We start from the raw sequence: 18849 nt of genomic DNA, 5'->3' as shown, positions 1-18849 counted from the left end.
CTGTCCCGCCTCAAAACTCAATGTAAGGGCTGACCGTGTTGCGCTCCTGCGTCTGGATGAGCACATCGCGCCCGGGCTGGATGCCCGCAGCCAGCAGCACATTATACACGGTTGTTTTTACCAGCTCCGGCGAGTTGTTGGTCTGGCTGAGGTGGCAGAGCGCAAATTTCTTGCAGCCATCTTGAATCAAATCCAGGATTTCCGCAGCGCAGGCCTTGTTGTCAAGATGGCCGCGGTCACTGGCAATGCGCACCTTGAGATAATAGGGATACGGCCCGCCGTGCAGGCTGAAGGCGTCATAGTTGGCTTCCAGTGCGACTAAGTCACAGTCGGTCAGGCTGTCCTGCACAACAGGCGTGAGGCACCCAAGGTCGGTGGCCAATGCCATAACCTTGCCGTCCGGCGTGCGAATCCGATAGCCGCAGCAGGGCACATCGTGGCTGGTGGGAAAGCTCGTCACGGTAAAGCCGCCGATTTCCAGTGTCTGGCCATCCACCGGGGTAGCCTCCACAGCCGGCGGAATCGTACCACGGGAATCCAGTGCATCCAGCGTGTCCGCGCAGGCATACAGCGGAATCGGGTGCTTTTTCAGGAAGGTATCCAGCCCGGAAACATGGTCGGAGTGCTCATGCGTTACAAGGATACCGGCGCAGTCACTGACGGCCAAATCCAGAGATTTCAGCGCCGTCAGCGTGGTGCGGCAGCTTTTGCCCATATCAATCAGCAGATACTGCTGTCCGCTGCGAACGAGCGCACAGTTGCCCGAGGAACCGGAATACAGGGTGGTAAAATATGCCATTTGTTGTTCCTAACGCTTTCCAGAAAAATTGGGCCGCTGGCTGGCGGCCCAGAAGTATTTTTACATAGCCCGGCTTACAGCGTTAGCCGGAATTTCCACGCGGCGGATATCCGCACCCAGCAGTTGCAGCTTCTCTACAATGTTCTCATAGCCGCGCTCAATATGGATGGTCTCATCCACCTCGCTGGTGCCGTCAGCGGCCAGCGCCGCCATAACCATCGCCGCGCCTGCGCGCAAATCCGTTGCCCGCAGCGGCGCAGGGTGCAACGCACTGACGCCCTCGATTACTGCAACCTGACCATCCACCTGAATGTTGGCCCCCATGCGGATAAGCTCATCCACATAGCGGAAGCGGTTTTCCCAGATGCCCTCGGTCACAATGGAGGTACCGTTGGCCAGCGTCAGCAGTGCCGTCATAAGCGGCTGCATATCCGTGGGGAAACCGGGATGCGGCATGGTCTTGAGCTTCAGCGGGCGCAGCTCCCCTGTGCGGCTGATGCGCAGGGCATCGTCAAATTCCTCAACCGTACAGCCGGCTGCACGCAGCTTTGCCGTGATGGGCTCCATATGCTTCGGAATCACGTTGTGCAGCGTGATGTCCCCTTTTGTGATGGCGGCGGCCACCATATAGCTGCCCGCCTCAATCTGGTCGGGGATGATGGAATAGTTGCAGCCGTGCAGAGACTTCACGCCGTGAATCTTGATGACATCAGTGCCTGCGCCGTGAACGTCTGCACCCATCATATTCAGAAAGTTGGCAAGGTCCACAATGTGCGGCTCACGCGCAACGTTTTCCAGCACGGTGGTACCCTCGGCCAGCACGGCGGCCAACATAGCGTTCATCGTTGCACCGACAGAAACCGTGTCAAAAAAGACATGGCCGCCCGAAAGGTGCTCCGCACGGACATGAATCTGGCCGTACTCCACCGAATCCTGCGCACCGAGGGCGGTAAAAGCCTTCAGATGCTGGTCAATGGGGCGCGGGCCCAGATTGCAGCCGCCCGGCATGGCCACCTGACCGGAGCCGAAACGCCCCAGCAGTGCGCCCAGAAAGTAGTAGCTGGCGCGCATCTGGCGGGACAGCTCGTTGGAGACCTCGGTGCTGTCGATATGGGTTGTATCAATTTCATAGGTACTGCGGCTGACCATGCGGATATTCGCACCCAGCTCGCTCAAAATCTGCAGGGACGCCATAACGTCACTGATACAGGGCAGATTTTCAATCAGACATTTCCCACCCGCCAGAATTGTGGCAGGCAGAATAGCAACCGCGGCGTTCTTTGCGCCGCCAATGTTGACATCGCCAACAAGCGGCTTTCCCCCGCGAATAACGTATTTTTCCAAGTGTAACTCTCCTTTGTGCAGCGGCCCGCCCGAAGCTTTCTTAGCGGCAGGCAGACCTATAGTACACACTTTATCTGATTATACAACATTTTGCGTTGATTGAAAAGTCCTGTTTGATAGAACTGCAAAATATTTGTGAAATCGCACAAGATGTGTTGACACTGTGCTGTGATTTCAAAACATATCACATACCGGCAAACAGCGTGTAGGCACTGAACAGTGTGCCATTGTAGGACATCTCGAAGTGGCAATGGTTACCGGTGGAGTTGCCAGTGGAGCCGACATAGCCGATGGTCTGCCCCTGCGACACAGCCTGCCCCTGCGTGACGGCAATGCTGGACATATGACCATACAGTGTCCTGTAACCGTTGCCGTGGTCGATTTCGACATAGTTGCCGTAGGAATAGTGCCAGCCTGCAGCAATAATCGTGCCGGAGTCAGAAGCGATAATCGGGGTGCCGTAGGCGGCGCAGATATCCGCACCGCGGTGGCCGTTGCCCATCCAGCGGCTGACGTACTTGTAGCCGGGCACCGGCCAGACAAAGGAGCCGGAGCCGACCTTGGCCACCATGCCGTTCTTCAGCTTGGTGCCGGTGACGGTAATCTTCGGTGTGGGGGCCTGCAGCACGTTATAGGCCACCGCCTGACGGTCGGTAACGGTGCCGTCAATCACCGTGGTCTCGTAGGTGATCTCCTCCGAGCCCTCTACACCATCCTGCAGGGTCACTACCTTGCCGAAGTCATACTGGTCGGATTCAGAGTTCTGGGTATCATACGGAATAGCGACCGTCTCGGTGTCGCGGCGGACAACCTTGACCTTGATAAGCTCAGCCGTGGATGCACCGGTCAGCACCACTGTGCCCTCCGGGATTTCCTGATCCAGCGTCAGCAGGTCGGGGTTCATCTGGGCCAGAGAGTCAAAGCTCACGCCGGTGGTGTCCACAACGCTCTGCACGGTATCGCCCTCGACAGCGGTGTAGCTGTGGATGCCGCCGCCCTCGTTCAAGGCCTGAATCACGTCCGCATAGGAACTGACGGATTCCTGCAGATAGACGCCGTCCACAAGGCGGATATCGTGGGCAAAGGCCGTATACACGTTGCTGTCCATGGCATCCTCAAAGGGTGCCTTGATGTTTTCCAGATATCGGCGCAGATGGTCGCCCTCAGTCGTGACGTAGAGCAGCTGGTCATCGACATAGACAGCGGTACCGTTGATAATCTCATCACTGGCGGTGCGCAGGATGGCGTTGGCAATCTCGCTCTCGGTCATGGTCTGGTTGCCTATAGAGAGCGAATAGGTCGGGTAGACGTCCCACTGGGTATCGGGCACAGCCGTGCCGGACGCCTGCAGCATACGCTTAGCCGTGTTGATACGGGACTGCACATCCTCGCGGGCGTTTTCAAACACCTGCTCGCTCTCCACGTAACCGACGTTTGTACCGTTCACCTGGACATTCAGCACAAAATGCAGGCCGAGGGCGCTGCGCACCATGACCACAAGGGCCGCTGCGGCAACCGCCGGAAGTATGTAGGTGATGGCGTTCCAGAGAACAATACCGTATTTTTTGATGCCGCTTGCCAGATATTTGGCCTTGGCCGCACGGATTTCACCGGCCTCGGGGTGCTCCAGTGTTTCCGGCAGGGCGTGAATATGCCGGATGCCGGAAATCATACGCACAAACGGCCCGGTCAAATCCTCAATCAGCGTGATGATGCCCAGCAAAATCGGGCGCAGCACGATGAGCAGCAGATTCACTACGGTGTCGCTGATGCCGCGCCCGACAGCGCTCAGCTTACGGCCGATGCAGACAAAGACATACTCGACCCAGAAACCGACCATATACAGCATATCGCCAACGGCGTTGCGGCGGTTCAGGTCTTTCATATAATTTGCAGCCTTGCGGCGGTTTTCATTGCGTTTCTTTTCTTGAGAGGTATGCGCAAAGCGCGTTTCTCCTGTCATTTCCGGCGCTTCGGGCCTGCTCTCGGTCTTGGGCGTCGGGTCAATCTGGGTAGGGTTCAAAATACGGAAGCTCCTTTCCGTGGTAAGCATAGTCAGGTTTCATCGGGCGCGCCGCAGGGCAGCGCGGACAGTTGCCAGCCGTCCAAAAGCTGCTCTGCCTGCGCCAATGCGGCCATATCGGCGGGCAGAGGGCTCTCCACGCGGAGGGCTTGCCCTGTCAGCGGATGGCTGAAGCACAGGATGCCGCAGTGCAGCGCGTGGCGGTGGATGACTGCATCCGACCCGCCGTAGAGCGTATCCCCCGCCAATGGGTGGCCAATGTAGGCCATATGGACACGTATCTGGTGGGTGCGCCCGGTGCGCGGGTAGCAGGCAGCCAGACTGTGGCTGTGGCCGACAGCCAGCACGGTATATTCCGTCAGGCTGTACTTGCCGTCCTCCCGCACGCAGCGGCCAATAATGGAATCCCCGCGGCGGGCAATGGGCGCTTCCACCCGGCCGGGCCCCAAGGGCAGCGTGCCCTGCACAATGGCAAGGTAGCATTTATGGGCGCTGGCAGCCAGCAGCGGCGCGGCAAAGGCGTTCTGCGCGCAGAGCACCAGACCGCTTGTGTTTTTATCAATGCGATTGATAGGACGAAAAACGCCGGTTCTGCCCTGCGCTTGCAGATAGTGCAGCCAGCCGTTGGCCAGTGTTCCATCCGGATAGTTCAGCGTGGGGTGCACGGCAATGCCCGCGGGCTTATCCAGCACGGCGGTAAATTCATCCTCATAGGCAACGGAAAACGGAACCGGCTGTGGCGTGACGGAGGTTTCCTGCTCCGGCGGCAGTGCAAAGTGGATGCACTGACCGGTGTGAACCGGCTCATTGGTGCGCACAGGCCTGCCGTCGGCAAAAAAGCCGTCGCCATCGTATTTGACGGACTTGATAAGCCCCGCTGTGACGCCCTGCGTGCGCAGGAAAAGCCCCAGCCTGCAGCCATCCTTTTCCGGCGGCACGGTATATCGCAAAACGGTCACAGTGCCGCCCTCCTTAAAGCCCATATGTACGTATTATACCACAAAGCGGCCGATGATGCAAATCCCAATGTTTGGCTCAAAAATTGCGGAAGGACGTTCATACAACAAAAACAGCCCTCCCGCAGGAAGGCTGTCTGTGTTATTCCTGTGTGTGTTGCAGCTCGGCGGCGCGTTCCAGCACAGGCTTGAGATACTGCCCGGTAAAGGAATGGGGGTTCTTTGCAACCTCCTCCGGCGTGCCGGTGGCTACTACCGTACCGCCACCGCTGCCGCCCTCGGGGCCAAGGTCGATGATATAATCCGCACGCTTGATGACGTCCAGATTGTGCTCAATCACAATGACCGTATTGCCGGCGTCCACCAGCTTATCCAGCACCTTGACCAGACGGTGAACATCCGCCACGTGCAGGCCGGTAGTGGGTTCGTCCAGAATATACACCGTCTGCCCGGTATCGCGGCGGGCCAGCTCATTGGCCAGCTTGACGCGCTGCGCTTCGCCGCCGGAAAGCGTGGTTGCGGCCTGCCCCAGCTGAATATAGCCGAGGCCGACCTCCTGCAGCGTCTGCAGCTTGCGGGCAATCTTGGGAATGTTGGCAAAGAAAACGCAGGCTTCCTCCACCGTCATATCCAGCACGTCGGAGATATTCTTGTCCTTGTACTTGACCTCCAGCGTCTCGCGGTTGTAGCGCTTGCCCTTGCAGACGTCACAGGGCACGTAGATATCCGGCAGGAAGTGCATCTCAATGGTCAGGATACCGCCGCCCTCGCAGGCCTCGCAGCGGCCGCCCTTGACGTTGAAGCTGAACCGACCGGGGCCGTAGCCGCGCATTTTGGCATCTTGCGTGTTGGCAAACAGGCTGCGGATGTCCCCGAACACACCTGTGTAGGTGGCCGGGTTGGAGCGCGGTGTGCGCCCGATGGGCGACTGATCAATGCCAATGACCTTGTCAACCCATTCCATGCCCTCGACCTCTTCGCATTGGCCGGGGCGGCTGCGTGCGCCGTTCAGGGCGGCAGCCAGCGTCTTGTACAGAATTTCATTGACAAGTGTCGATTTGCCGGATCCCGACACACCGGTCACGCAAATCATTTTGCCCAGCGGGAAATCCACCGTGATATTTTGCAGATTGTTTTCCCGTGCCTTGACAATGCGCAGGAATTTACCGTTGCCCTCGCGCCGGATGGCGGGCACCTCGACAAATTTGCGCCCAGACAAATAAGCGCCGGTAACGCTGCGTTTGGCCTTGCAGATGTCCGCCACGCTGCCCGCCGCAACGATTTCACCGCCGTGCACACCCGCACCGGGGCCGACATCCACGATGTAGTCGGCCTGCCGCATGGTATCCTCGTCATGCTCGACCACGATCAGGGTATTGCCAAGGTCGCGCAGGCGCTTCATCGTGGCGATCAGCTTGTCATTATCGCGCTGGTGCAGGCCGATGCTCGGCTCGTCCAGCACGTACAGCACGCCGGTCAGGGCGCTGCCAATCTGGGTGGCCAGACGGATGCGCTGGCTTTCGCCGCCGGACAGGGACGCCGCACCGCGGGAAAGCGTCAGATAACCCAGACCCACACTTTTCAGGAAGCCGAGACGCTCTTTTACTTCCTTGAAAATCGGGGCGCCAATCATCTCATCGCGGGCGCTGACCTTGGCGGTGTTGATGAATTCCAGCTCCTCATTGACGCTCTTGTCGCAGAAGTCGGAGATATTGATACCGCCCACCGTCACGGCCAGACTGGTGGGTTTCAGGCGGCGGCCATGGCAGGCCGGGCACTCCTCGCTGGACATAACGAGGGCGATTTCCTCCTTGACCCACTCACTGCTCGTTTCGCGGAAGCGGCGTTCCAGATTGGGGATAATGCCCTCGAACTGGTTGTAGTAGGTGCCCGAGCCGAACATACTCTCACGCTGCATCTCAATGCGTTCCTCGCCGGTGCCGTACAGCAGGGCATGGAGGGCTTCCTTGCTGAACTCCTTGATGGGGGTGTCCAGTGTAAAGCCATAGCGCTTGCCAAGCGCCTTGTAGGTCATTTCCGAGATAGAGCCCTCCGCATAGTACCAGCCGCTGGCCTTGATGGCGCTTTCACGGATGGACTTGCGCTGGTCGGGAATGACGCGGGCCGGGTCAACCTTCATAAAGGTGCCAAGACCCGTGCATTTTTCGCAGGCACCGAAAGGGTTATTGAAGCTGAACATACGCGGTGTCAGCTCCTCGACCGAAATGCCGTGCTCGGGGCAGGCATAGCTCTGGCTGAACATCATCGGCTCGCCGCCAATCACGTCAATAACGACCAGACCATTGGCCTGTGTAAGGGCGGTTTCGATGGAATCCGCCAGACGGCCGCGGACCGTATCATTGATGACAAGGCGATCCACAACGATTTCCACTGTGTGCTTGATGTTCTTTTCGAGGTTGATTTCCTCGCTCAAATCGTACATATTGCCGTCAATACGCACGCGGGCAAAGCCTGCGCGTCGGGCAGCGTCCAGCTCCTTAGCCTGCGTGCCCTTACGCGCACGCACCACCGGGGCCAGCACCTGAAAGCGGGTGCGCTCCGGCAGCTTCAGCACCTCATCGACCATTTCATCGACCGACTGCTGGGTGATTTCGCGGCCACAAATCGGACAGTGCGGCACGCCGATGCGGGCGTACATCAGGCGCAGATAGTCATAAATTTCGGTGACGGTGCCCACCGTGGAGCGCGGGTTGTGGCTGGTGGTTTTCTGGTCAATGGAAATAGCCGGGGAAAGGCCGGTGATTTCGTCCACGTCCGGTTTTTCCATCTGGCCCAGAAACTGGCGGGCGTAGCTGGAAAGGCTCTCCATATAACGGCGCTGGCCGTCGGCAAAAATCGTGTCAAAGGCAAGGCTGGACTTGCCGGAGCCGGACAGGCCCGTCATAACGATGAGCTTATCCCGCGGCAGCTCCAGACTGACGTTTTTCAGGTTATGCTCCCGTGCGCCCTTGATGACAATGCGGTTGTTCGGGTCAATCTTGATTTTGGAATTGCGCTTTGCAGGCGTTTTTTCGGGTGTTGTACTCAATTTTTATATTTCCTCCTGCCCTTGCGTGTTTTGGCGGCAGCTCTGCGCTCGCTGGTGTCCACGGCGGTGGGGTCCTCGCCGCGTTCCAGACGTGCAATCTCGTCACGCAGCTGCGCGGCCAGCTCAAATTGCAGCAGCCGTGCAGCCTCCTTCATTTCCTTTGTCAGCCGTTCGATGGTCTGCTGGCGCTCGGCGCGGCTCATGCGGTGCTGGCGCATCCGCTTGTTTTCCTCGCTCATGCTGATTTCCAGCCCATCACCGATGGCTTTCACGATGGTTCTGGGGGTTATGCCGTGTTCTTTATTGTAGGCATCCTGAATTGCACGGCGGCGCTCGGTCTCCATAATGGCGCGCTCCATGCTGGGGGTGACCTCATCGGCGTACATCAGCACCACGCCGTTGGCATTGCGGGCGGCGCGGCCGATGGTCTGAATCAAGCTGGTCTCACTGCGCAGGAAGCCCTCCTTGTCGGCGTCCAGAATGGCGATGAGCGATACCTCCGGCAGGTCCAGACCTTCGCGCAGAAGGTTAATGCCCACAATCACATCAATGGCACCTACGCGCAAATCCTTGATAATCTCCATGCGCTCAAAGGTGTCCACCTCGTGGTGCATATACTTGGTTTTGACGCCGTGTTCTTCCAGATAGTCGGTCAGATCCTCGGCCATTTTGACGGTCAGGGTGGTGACCAGCGCACGCTCGCCGCGGTCAATGCGGGTGCGTATTTCACCCAGTAAATCCTCAATCTGGCCCTCCACCGGGCGCACCATAATAAGCGGGTCCAGAAGGCCGGTGGGGCGGATAACCTGCTCCGCTACACGGCTGGAGTGCTGGCGCTCATATTCACCCGGGGTGGCAGAAACGAATATTTTCTGGTGTATTTTGGCTTCAAATTCCTCAAATTTCAGCGGGCGGTTGTCAAAGGCTGAGGGCAGGCGAAAGCCGTACTCCACCAGCGTCTTTTTGCGGCTGTAGTCACCGCCGAACATTCCCCGCACCTGCGGCAGCATAACGTGGCTCTCGTCCACCATCAAAAGGAAATCGTCCGGGAAGTAGTCCAGCAGCGTTGTGGGCGTTGACCCCGGTGCGCGGCCGGAAAGTACGGCAGAGTAGTTCTCTATGCCCTTGCACATCCCTACCTCCTGCAGCATTTCCATATCATAATTAGTGCGCTGTTGGATGCGCTGTGCTTCAAGGAGCTTGCCTTCCGCCGTAAACTTCTTGACCTGTTCCTCCATTTCCAGCTGGATTTTTTTCAGGCCCTCCTGCATTTTCTCGGGCCCGACAATGTAGTGGCTGGCCGGGAAGATGGCCACATGGCGCACCACATTCTTGTGCTCGCCCGTCAGCGGGTCAAACTCAATGATGCGGTCAATCTCATCCCCGAAAAACTCCACGCGGATGGCAAATTCATCGTTATAGGCAAGATGAATATCCACCGTGTCCCCTTTTACGCGGAATTTGTTGCGGATAAAGTTCATATCGTTGCGCTCATATTGCAGCTTGACAAGGCGGCTGCACAGCTCGTCACGCTCCATCTGCATGCCGGGGCGCAGGCTGATGACCATACTGCGGTAGTCGATAGGATCGCCCAAGGAGTAAATGCAGGACACCGATGCCACAATAATCACGTTGCGCCGTTCCGACAGCGCCGCCGTGGCCGAATGGCGCAGGCGGTCAATTTCATCGTTGATAGCGCTGTCCTTCTCGATATAGGTATCCGTAGACGGAATGTAGGCTTCCGGCTGGTAGTAGTCATAGTAGGAGACAAAATATTCGACGGCATCCTCCGGGAAAAAGCCGCGCATCTCGGTGCAAATCTGGCTGGCCAGCGTCTTGTTCGGCTCCAGAATCAGCGTGGGGCGGTTGCAGCGGGCAATAATATTCGCCATTGTGAAGGTCTTGCCGGAGCCGGTGACGCCCAACAGCGTCTGTGCCTCGTTCCCTTCGTTGATGCCCTGCACAAGGGCTTCTATCGCCTGCGGCTGGTCGCCGGTGGGCTGGAAGGGTGCCTTTAAATGAAAAACCTCGTCCATTGTCTCTCCTTTCAGAGTACAACGATTAGTTGTATAACGATTATAGCACGGCCTCTTTTATAAGTAAAGCCCTTTGCCGATATTTTGTGCGCAAAAAGCAGAAAAATGCGCCCTGCCAAGTGGCAGAGCGCAGAGCGTTGATTTCAGCGGCTGGCGGCCTGCAATATGCCGCCGCCCGGGCGGTATTCCGGCAGGCTGCCGCGGTTCAGCATCGAGCAGGCATCCTCCCCGGCGATGATGATGTGGTCAATGACGGTAAAACCAAGCTGACCGGTCAGTTCCATAATGCGATAGGTTGTCAGGCGGTCGGCCTCCGAGGGGACGGCCATACCGGTGGGATGGTTGTGCGCCAGAATCCCGCAGGTGGAATTGGTGCGGGCCACAGCGCGCAGCAGCTTGCGGGTGTCCACTGTCACGCGGTTGGGCACACCCTCGGCAATGCGCAGATCCTGCATCGGGCGGCAGGCATCGTCCAGCAGAATCAGATAGAGCTGCTCATTCTGCAGGCCGCGGAACAACGGCTTGACGTAGTTAATGGCGGCCTCGGCGGTGCTCAACGCCTGCCGGGTAACGCGCTTTTTCAGCGTATAATAGCGGCTGAACGCCATAACGGTAGAAATCAGATGTGCACTTTTGGGCCCGATGCCGGGCACCTGTTCCAGCTCCTCGGGTTCAGCCTCCATAACCTTACAGAAATCACCGAAATGCTCAATCAGCCGATGGGCCAGTACGTTGGTATCCTGCCGCGGAATGGACATAAACAGCAGATATTCCAGTGCCTCATGCTCTGCCAGACTTTCCAGCCCATCGCGCTCCACGCGGGCCTTCATCCGGGCACGATGCTCCTCATGAAGATTCTCCCCTGCCATTTTTTCACATCCTGTCTTTACGTTTTCCTGTTTTCATTATATAATGAAAATACCATTTTGCCAACCGATTTTTTAAAGGAAATACGAGGATACAATGAAAAGTTTTACCGCAGGCCCCAATGAGAACGGTGTGCGCCTGAGCCGCTTTGTGGAGGGTGTGACCAAGGATATGCCCCGCAGTATGATGTACAAGGCGTTCCGCAACAAGCGCATCAAGGTCAACGGAAAGCGCGCCGAGCCGGACACCCGGCTGCAGACCGGTGACCTGATTGAACTATACATCAATGATGAGTTCTTCCCGGTGGGACGCCCGGCCGCCAAAGCGGCCAAGCCGCCCCGCAGGCAGCCGCCTGTTGCCGTGGTGTATGAGGACGAAAACCTTGCCGTGCTGTACAAGCCCGCGCATCTGCTCTGCCACAGTGACCGCACCGGCGACGCGAACCTTGTGGATGCCTTTGCCGCCTATCTGGAAGCGAAGGGCGAATATGACCCCCACGCCGAAAAGCGGTTTGCCCCTGCCCTGTGCAACCGGCTGGACCGCGGCACGGAGGGGCTGGTGCTGGCTGCCAAAAGCTACGCCGCACTGCGTGACCTGAACGAGATAATCCGCGATGATTGGATGAAGAAGGAATATCTGACCATCACCGTGGGCGCACCGCCGCAGGGGCGCTTTGTGGCCTGGCTGCAGCACAGCGAAAAGACCAACAAGGTCCGCATCCACGCAAGGGAGAGCGAGGGCTACAAACAGATTATCACAGAGATCACCGTAATTCGCCAATCCGGGCCGTTCGCACTCTGCCGCATTGGGCTTATCACCGGGCGCACCCATCAGATACGCGCCCACCTTGCCTATCTGGGCCACCCGGTGCTGGGCGATATCAAGTACGGCAACCGCAAGATGAACGAGCGCACCGGGCTGAAAACACAGGCACTCTGTGCCCAGCGGCTGACCTTTGGACGTATCCCGGAGGAAAACACGCTGCATTATCTCTCCGGCAAAGTCATCAAGCTGAATGACCCGGAAATCGTAAAGACCTATGAGCGCCTGACCGCTGAAAACGAGAAGTAAAGACAACACCCGGAGGGTTTCGCAAAGCCCTCCGGGTGTTGTTTTGTACTACTGCAGAGCCTCTTCGTGCCCAAGCCCTACAGAATCATTTTATGCCAGAACGAAATGGTATACCAGAGACAGTGCCACAATCAGGGCGCAGGCAATGGCAGTGATGGGCGGAGCCAGATGGATGATGCGCTCGGCCATAACATCATCCTCGCTGGTCTCATCATCATCGGCGTAACGGCCGCGCTTCTTGGACTTCTTGCGATCCTCGTAATCGTCATCATCGTAGTCCAGATTATCGGTGTCATACATCTGGGTACCTTCGTCATCGTCCTCATCATCGTCAAACAGACGGCCCTTGGGGGCGTAACGGCGAACGCGCTCGGCTTCCTCATCCACATCATTGTCGGCGTAGCCCTGCGGCTCAAAGGCGGCGGTGGCCTCCTCAGGCTCATAGGCTTTCTTCGGCGGAATCTCCTGCTGGCCCGTGATAGCTGCCTGCACGGCGTTGGCCATGGCGCGGGGGTCTTTGGCGGCGGGAGCTGCAGGCTGGGGCTGCGGGGCGGGTGCAACGCTGCTTGCCACAGCGTTGACTTCCTGCTGTTGGCGCTCTGCGGCCTGACGTGCCTCCTCCAGAATGGAGGTCAGCGTGGCCTTGATGCCGGCACGGTCACCACCACACTCCGAGCAGACCGTGCAGTTTTCCTCATTGGGATGGAACGCACCACAGGCGCAGAACCAGCCATACTGGGTATCCTGCGGCACGCAGGTCAGCTGCGGGTTGTTGGCGCGCTTTTGCAGGGTCTTGGCAATGGATGCAGGCAGCACGCGGGGCATATCCAGACGCACACGCTTATAGCCGCGCAGATCCACACCGCGTCCGTTCAGGAAGGCGCGATCCTGCTCAACCTCTACGCTGGAAACCGGCGTATCGCTGACGTAGACGGCATCATCGCTGCCGAAAACATCACCGGGCTGCGCGTTGAGCTGCTCATAGTAGAAGTCATCCTCGCAGAGAATCTGACCGGCAGCGTCCTTACATTTGAAGTGGACAACGAGGCCGGTCAACGGCTCTGTGCCAACGTTCTTGAAGGTCAGGCAGACAGCCACCTCGCCGGTGACATCGCCTTTCAGCAGCTCAACACGGACAAACTGCACCGGGCTGCCAGCCGTGTAATAGTTGGCGCGGGACTGCGCCATCAGGGAAAAATTCTGATCCATAGTTACACCTACTCTTTACTCTTGGGTGCCGGGGTGGGTGTTGTCCGTCTCGGCAGGCTGCGGGTTTTCGGTCTGTTCGGCAGGCTGCACAGGTTCTGCAGTTTCCGGCACAGGTGTTTCGGGCTGGGCGGTCTCGCCCTTGGCAAGGTCATAGGGCGGCAGGGTTCCGCCCTCCATCAGCGTCTTGAACTCCTCACCGCTGATTTTTTCGCGCTCCATCAGAACGCCGGCCACCTTGTGCAGCTCGCTCATATGCTCGGTCAGGGTGCGGCGGGCCGTCTCATAGGCTTCATCCACAATGTCGCGGATTTCGTTGTCAATTTCGGAGGCAATCGCCTCGGAATAGCCCTTGCCCTGTCCAAAGTCACGTCCCAGGAAGGTCTCGCCGGGGTCGCTGCCGTAGACAACCGGGCCCATACGCTCCGAGAAACCGTAGCGAGTTACCATAGAGCGCGCCGTATCCGTGGCACGCTGCAAATCGTTGGAGGCACCGGTGGAGATATCGTCCAGCACCAGTTGCTCTGCCACACGGCCGCCCAGCAGGGTGACAATATTCTCAAACATTGCCGTCTTGGTGACATAGCTGGGGTCCTTTTCGGGCAGATACATTGTGTAGCCGCCCGCACCGCCGCGGGAGATAATGCTAATCTGGTGCACCGGGTCATGGTGCTTGCTGAAATAGCCGGTAATTGCGTGGCCGGTCTCGTGGTAGGCGGTCAGGCGGCGCTCCTCATCGGTGACAACGTGGCTCTTCTTCTCGGGGCCCATCATAACCTTTACCGAGGCTTCCTCGATTTCCTTCTCGGTAATCGCCTTCTTGCCCTGACGTGCCGCCAGCAGGGCGGCCTCGTTGACAAGGTTTTCCAAATCGGCTCCGGAGAAGCCAGCCGTGGAGCGTGCAATCGTCTTGAGGCTCACATCGGGGCCGAGGGGCTTGTTCTTGGTGTGAACGCGCAGGATTTCCTCACGGCCCTTCACATCGGGCAAACCGACATAGACCTGACGGTCGAAACGGCCCGGACGCAGCAGCGCCTTATCCAGAATATCAGCACGGTTCGTAGCAGCCATAACAATGACGCCATCGTTGGCATCGAAGCCATCCATCTCAACCAGCAACTGGTTCAGTGTCTGCTCACGTTCATCGTGGCCGCCGCCCAGACCTGCGCCACGCTGACGGCCCACCGCGTCAATCTCATCAATGAAGATGATGGAGGGCATCGTCTTTTTGGCCTTCTCAAACAGGTCACGCACGCGGGACGCGCCGACGCCGACATACATCTCCACAAAATCAGAGCCGGAAATGGCGTAGAACGGCACACCGGCCTCACCCGCACAGGCGCGGGCCAGCAGCGTCTTGCCGGTACCCGGAGGGCCGACAAGCAGGACACCGTGGGGAATCCGTGCGCCCAGAGAGTTGAATTTGTCGGGAGCCTTCAGGAATTCGACAACCTCCTGTAGCTCGGCCTTTTCCTCATCGGCACCGGCCACATCGGCAAAGGTCGCCTTGCGCTGGCTCTCCTGCTGGTCCTTGACCTTGGCGCGGCCGACATTCATAATGCCGCCGCCTGCGCCGCCGCGGTACATCGACATAAACAGCATACCGATGCTGCCAATCATGGCCACGTAGAAGATAATTTCCAGCCATGGCACGCTGGTCTTGGCGGCAACGTAGTCAAATACCATCGGTGCGTCCGGGTTTGCGGCGTTGTACTCATCCACAAAGTCGGAAATCTTGCCGGTGTTGAAGTCACCACCATAGGGCAGCTTGTAGGTCATATAGACCGTGCCGCCGTTATCAGGCAGTGCGTCATTGTCAGAGCTGTTCAGGCTCAGCAGGCCACCGTTGGGCAGGCTTGCCGCGGCGTTGGACTCCGGCAGAGGGATGTTGCCCTCCTTGAGCCAGAGCTCCAGCGAGCCGGTGCCCAGATTCAGACGGAACGAGGTCACCTGTTGATTTTCAAAGTAATAGTAAATTTCGGAATAGGTTGTGTCCTTATTGCCGGTTTCCGCCAGCAGCGGAGAAAGGCTGATAAAGAAGAGAACCAATACCATCAGGACGGCCACCACAAGGATGCCGCTGAATTTCGGCTGTTTTTGCTGCAAGAAATCAACTCCTATCCGGCGTTTCTGCCGGGCATTTTGGCTTTAGTGGGAATAAACCTCCGGCTTGAGGACACCCACGTAGGGCAGGTTGCGATACTTTTCATCATAGTCCAGACCGTAGCCGACCACGAACTCATCGGGAACCTCAAAGCCGCAGTAATCCGGCTCAATGTCGGCCATGCGGCGGCTGGGCTTGCTGAGGATGGTGCAGATTTTGACGCTGCTGGGGTTGCGCATCTTCAGAACAGGCACCAGCTTGGACAGGGTGATGCCGGTATCCAGAATATCCTCCACAATCAGCACATCCTTGCCGGTCAGATCGGCGTCCAGATCCTTGATGATTTTGACAAGGCCGGTGGAGGACGTGTTTGCGCCGCCATAGCTGGAAACCACCATGAAGTCGATGGCGCAGGGCATCTTCACTGCGCGCATCAGGTCTGCCATAAAGACAACCGATCCCTTCAGGATAGAGACCAGCAGCAGATCCCGGCCCTCATAGTCGCGGGTAATCCGGGCACCCAGCTCGGCCACCTTCGCCTTCAGCTCAGCTTCGGATACCAGAACATGGTCAATGTCATTGTCCATATTATGCATAAATATTATGCCTCCCCTGTTTTTTCCGTCCGCACCGTCAGTACCTCATGGGTGTACTCATCGGGGGCACATCCCTCGGCGAAGCCGCAGCCCCACAGCCACAGCACCTCACTGCCATCAGCCAGCAGTGGAAGCAGCGGCCGTTCGGCCTGCGGTACGCCAAGTTCATTGTAATATTTTTTGAGTGTCTTGCGCAGATGGCGGCCTGCCGGGCGGTAGAAATCCCCTGCCTGCCGTGTGCGCAGAATAACATTCCCTTGTATTTTAGCACAATCCGCGCAACAGTTTAAGTCTTTTTTGAAAATTGATTGATTTTTTAGAAAATTTTCATACTTTACTACCTGAAATTTCACAAAATAACCACCCGGAAGGCGATATTCACCGGGTTCAAAGGGCTGCGGGGGTGCCGGATGGACCTTTGCCCCCTCCTGCGTATGGCAGACAAGCAGGCCGTTGCGGACACGGTAGTTCACATCCGGCGTCAGCTGAACGCTGCCCTCGCCGTGCAGAACCACAAACCGGAGCAGGCTGATATACTTTTCCTCCGCGTCCCGCACCGGGCTGACCAGCGCATGGAGTGCGGCATCCAGCACAGGCCCCTCGGCGCGGCGCAATATGGCAACATCGTACCCGCCCGGCACGGCGGCCGCCTGCAAAAGTGCGGCAGCCTCGGCATTCAGCCAGTCATCCAGTGCGCGCATCTGGCGGCAGAGCCGGGCAATGCTGCGCTCCGCTGCCGGGTTTGCGTACTGCAGCGCGGGGACAGCCTCGTGCCGGATGCGGTTACGGGCGTAGGTGTCCTCGGCGTTGGTTTCGTCCTGCACATAGTGTTGCCCCAGCGCGGCGCAGTATGCCTCGGTGTCGGCGCGGGTCAGGCAGAGGCAAGGGCGCACATAGCAGCCGCGGCGCGGCGGAATACCCGCAAGACCATGCAGCCCTGTTCCCCGCGCTATACGGAAGAGCACCGTCTCGGCCTGATCGGACATAGTGTGGGCCGTGGCAATGACGGCCTCCTCGCGGGCGGCCAGCTCATCAAACCAACCGTACCGCAGGCCGCGTGCCCAGTCCTCGCTGGGGTTGGGCGGCACGTCTATCCCCTCCTGCACGGCATCGTACAGGAAAAGCTCCACGCCGTTCCGGCGGCAGAAATCCGCCACAAAGTCAGCATCGCGGCGGGCGGTCTCGCCCCGGATTCCATGGTTCACGTGGGTGGCCAGCACCTCAATGGCCAGTTTGCGGCGGTTACGCAGCAAAAAAAGCAACAAAGCCATTGAGTCTGCTCCGCCGGAGCAGGCCGCAATGACCCTGTCGCCAGACTTGAACAGACCCTGTCGGCGGCAGTTGTCCAACAGAGTCTCCTCAATACGCTGTACTGTTTTTTCTGCGTCAGAACTCATGGGTCACATCCAGATTGCTGAACCGCGTGTGGGCACCATCCCAGCCCAGACGGACAACGCTCGTCTCGCCGTGGCGGTTCTTGGCCACAATGCACTCGGCCTCGTTTTCGTTGGCCTGACTTTCCTCCCCGTTCTGGGAGTTGTAGTAGGCGGCGCGATAGAGGAAAAGCACAATATCCGCGTCCTGCTCGATAGAGCCAGAGTCACGAAGGTCCGAAAGCTGCGGACGGTGGTCCGAACGGCCCGCCGTCTTTTCCGCCGCACGCGAAAGCTGCGACAGTGCGATAACCGGCACATTCAGCTCCTTGGCCATAATCTTCAGATTTCGCGTGATATCACTGATTTCCTGCACGCGGCTTTCGGTGCGCTTGGCACTCTGCATAAGCTGCAGATAGTCAATGATAACAAGCCCGATTTTTTCCTTTTTGGGGTCCTGATTGATGGTGCGGATTTTTGCCTTCATCTCTGGCACCGAAATACCGGAGGAATCGTCCATATAAATGGGCGCATTGTAGAGCAGTGAGGTAGCCTGCGCAAAATCGTTCCAGTCAGAGCTGTTCAGGCGGCCGGTACGGAACGCCTGACTGTCAATGTTGGCCGTGCTGGAAAGAATACGGTCGGTCAGCTGCTCACAGGTCATTTCAAGGCTGAAGATGATGGTGGGGATTTTCTGCTGGCGTGCCACGTTTGTAGCAATGTTCAGCGCAAAGGAGGTTTTGCCCATACCGGGACGTGCCGCCAGAATAATCAGGTCGGAACGGCCCAGACCGGTCAGCACCGTGTCCAGATAGTTGAAGCCGGTGGGGATGCCCGCGAACTTGTCGCGATCCGCACCACTCAGTTTCTGCATCGTGTCGATGACCTCCAGGATGGATTCCCGGATGGTCTTGACGCCGGTCTTGTCGCGGCCGGAACGGATATCATAAATCTTCTGTTCGGCGCTTTCCAGCAAGAGGTCTGCATCCTCACCGGAGGCTGTCTCGTTCAAAATGGAACGTGCCGCGTCAATCAGGCGGCGTGCCTGATACTTTTCCTTGACAATCTTGAAGTAAGAATCGACATTGGAGATTGCGGGCACAGTCTCGGCAATGCGGGTAATGTAAACCTTGGCGTCATCGGCACTGGCAAAGGTATCCCCTGCGGCCAGCGCATTGACCAGCGTGATGACGTCCACGGCCTCGCTGTCGGTGTAGAGGGTACGCATCGTCTCATACACGGCGCGGTTCTGGTCCGAGTAGAACATTTCGGGTTCCATATCGGTGATAAGGCGGTTCAGAATCGTCTCATCCATCAGCGCAGCACCCAGCACGCTCTGCTCAGCCTGCATATTGTAAGGCATCTGCATACCCAGACTGGAAAGGCTTACTTCCTCATTTTTCGGCACAGCGGATACCCTCCTTC

Annotated in this window: 13 protein-coding genes; 1 reads left to right on the top strand and 12 read right to left on the bottom strand. The window is 58.1% G+C overall.

The features are described 5' to 3' along the window. Positions 1–10: 10 nt before the first annotated feature. The 7 genes from NE623_RS00755 to NE623_RS00725 form a co-directional block, all read right to left on the bottom strand. Positions 11–799: an MBL fold metallo-hydrolase gene (locus NE623_RS00755; RefSeq protein ID WP_256271108.1), complete on the bottom strand. Its 789-nt coding sequence runs from the start codon at positions 797–799 to the stop codon at positions 11–13. A gap of 60 nt (positions 800–859) precedes the next feature. Further along, on the bottom strand, positions 860–2143 hold the full coding sequence (locus tag NE623_RS00750; protein ID WP_256271109.1) for a UDP-N-acetylglucosamine 1-carboxyvinyltransferase: 1284 nt from the start codon (positions 2141–2143) through the stop codon (positions 860–862). A 184-nt stretch (positions 2144–2327) separates the two neighbouring features. Beyond that, positions 2328–4166: a peptidoglycan DD-metalloendopeptidase family protein gene (locus NE623_RS00745; protein ID WP_256271110.1), complete on the bottom strand. Its 1839-nt coding sequence runs from the start codon at positions 4164–4166 to the stop codon at positions 2328–2330. A 32-nt stretch (positions 4167–4198) separates the two neighbouring features. Then, on the bottom strand, positions 4199–5125 hold the full coding sequence (locus tag NE623_RS00740; protein WP_256271111.1) for an RluA family pseudouridine synthase: 927 nt from the start codon (positions 5123–5125) through the stop codon (positions 4199–4201). A 139-nt stretch (positions 5126–5264) separates the two neighbouring features. Continuing rightward, entirely contained in the window at positions 5265–8120 is a 2856-nt protein-coding gene (gene uvrA / locus NE623_RS00735) for an excinuclease ABC subunit UvrA (protein ID WP_256271235.1), read from the bottom strand. Between the two features lie 47 nt (positions 8121–8167). Continuing rightward, positions 8168–10207: an excinuclease ABC subunit UvrB gene (uvrB, locus tag NE623_RS00730; protein WP_256271112.1), complete on the bottom strand. Its 2040-nt coding sequence runs from the start codon at positions 10205–10207 to the stop codon at positions 8168–8170. Between the two features lie 143 nt (positions 10208–10350). Continuing rightward, positions 10351–11076, bottom strand: coding sequence for a JAB domain-containing protein (locus NE623_RS00725; RefSeq protein WP_256271113.1), 726 nt, complete (start codon positions 11074–11076; stop codon positions 10351–10353). A 94-nt stretch (positions 11077–11170) separates the two neighbouring features. Between NE623_RS00725 and NE623_RS00720 the strand changes: the two genes are divergently transcribed. Then, positions 11171–12145 (top strand): RluA family pseudouridine synthase, encoded by a 975-nt coding sequence (locus NE623_RS00720; RefSeq protein ID WP_256271114.1) that lies wholly within the window; start codon positions 11171–11173, stop codon positions 12143–12145. A 90-nt stretch (positions 12146–12235) separates the two neighbouring features. Here NE623_RS00720 and NE623_RS00715 read toward each other — a convergent pair whose 3' ends face one another. The 5 genes from NE623_RS00715 to dnaB all read right to left on the bottom strand — a co-directional run bounded on the left by NE623_RS00715 (position 12236) and on the right by dnaB (position 18793). After that, a complete protein-coding gene (locus tag NE623_RS00715; RefSeq protein ID WP_256271115.1) occupies positions 12236–13354 on the bottom strand; it encodes a hypothetical protein in 1119 nt (372 codons plus the stop codon). 15 nt (positions 13355–13369) lie between these two features. Further along, a complete protein-coding gene (gene ftsH, locus NE623_RS00710) occupies positions 13370–15406 on the bottom strand; it encodes an ATP-dependent zinc metalloprotease FtsH (RefSeq protein ID WP_256271236.1) in 2037 nt (678 codons plus the stop codon). Positions 15407–15499: 93 nt separating this feature from the next. Next, the gene (gene hpt / locus NE623_RS00705) at positions 15500–16042 is read right to left on the bottom strand and encodes a hypoxanthine phosphoribosyltransferase (protein ID WP_256271237.1); all 543 of its coding nucleotides are present in this window, start codon (positions 16040–16042) and stop codon (positions 15500–15502) included. 14 nt (positions 16043–16056) lie between these two features. After that, positions 16057–17448 (bottom strand): tRNA lysidine(34) synthetase TilS, encoded by a 1392-nt coding sequence (gene tilS / locus NE623_RS00700; protein WP_256271116.1) that lies wholly within the window; start codon positions 17446–17448, stop codon positions 16057–16059. Then, positions 17438–18793, bottom strand: a complete 1356-nt coding sequence (dnaB, locus tag NE623_RS00695) for a replicative DNA helicase (RefSeq protein ID WP_256271238.1) — start codon at positions 18791–18793, stop codon at positions 17438–17440. Before dnaB ends, tilS begins: the two co-directional genes overlap by 11 nt. Positions 18794–18849 lie beyond the last annotated feature (56 nt).

The organism is Gemmiger formicilis, assembly GCF_024462815.1.
Taxonomy (GTDB): Bacteria; Bacillota; Clostridia; order Oscillospirales; family Ruminococcaceae; genus Gemmiger.
This window is presented reverse-complemented; position numbering and strand designations above follow the sequence as displayed.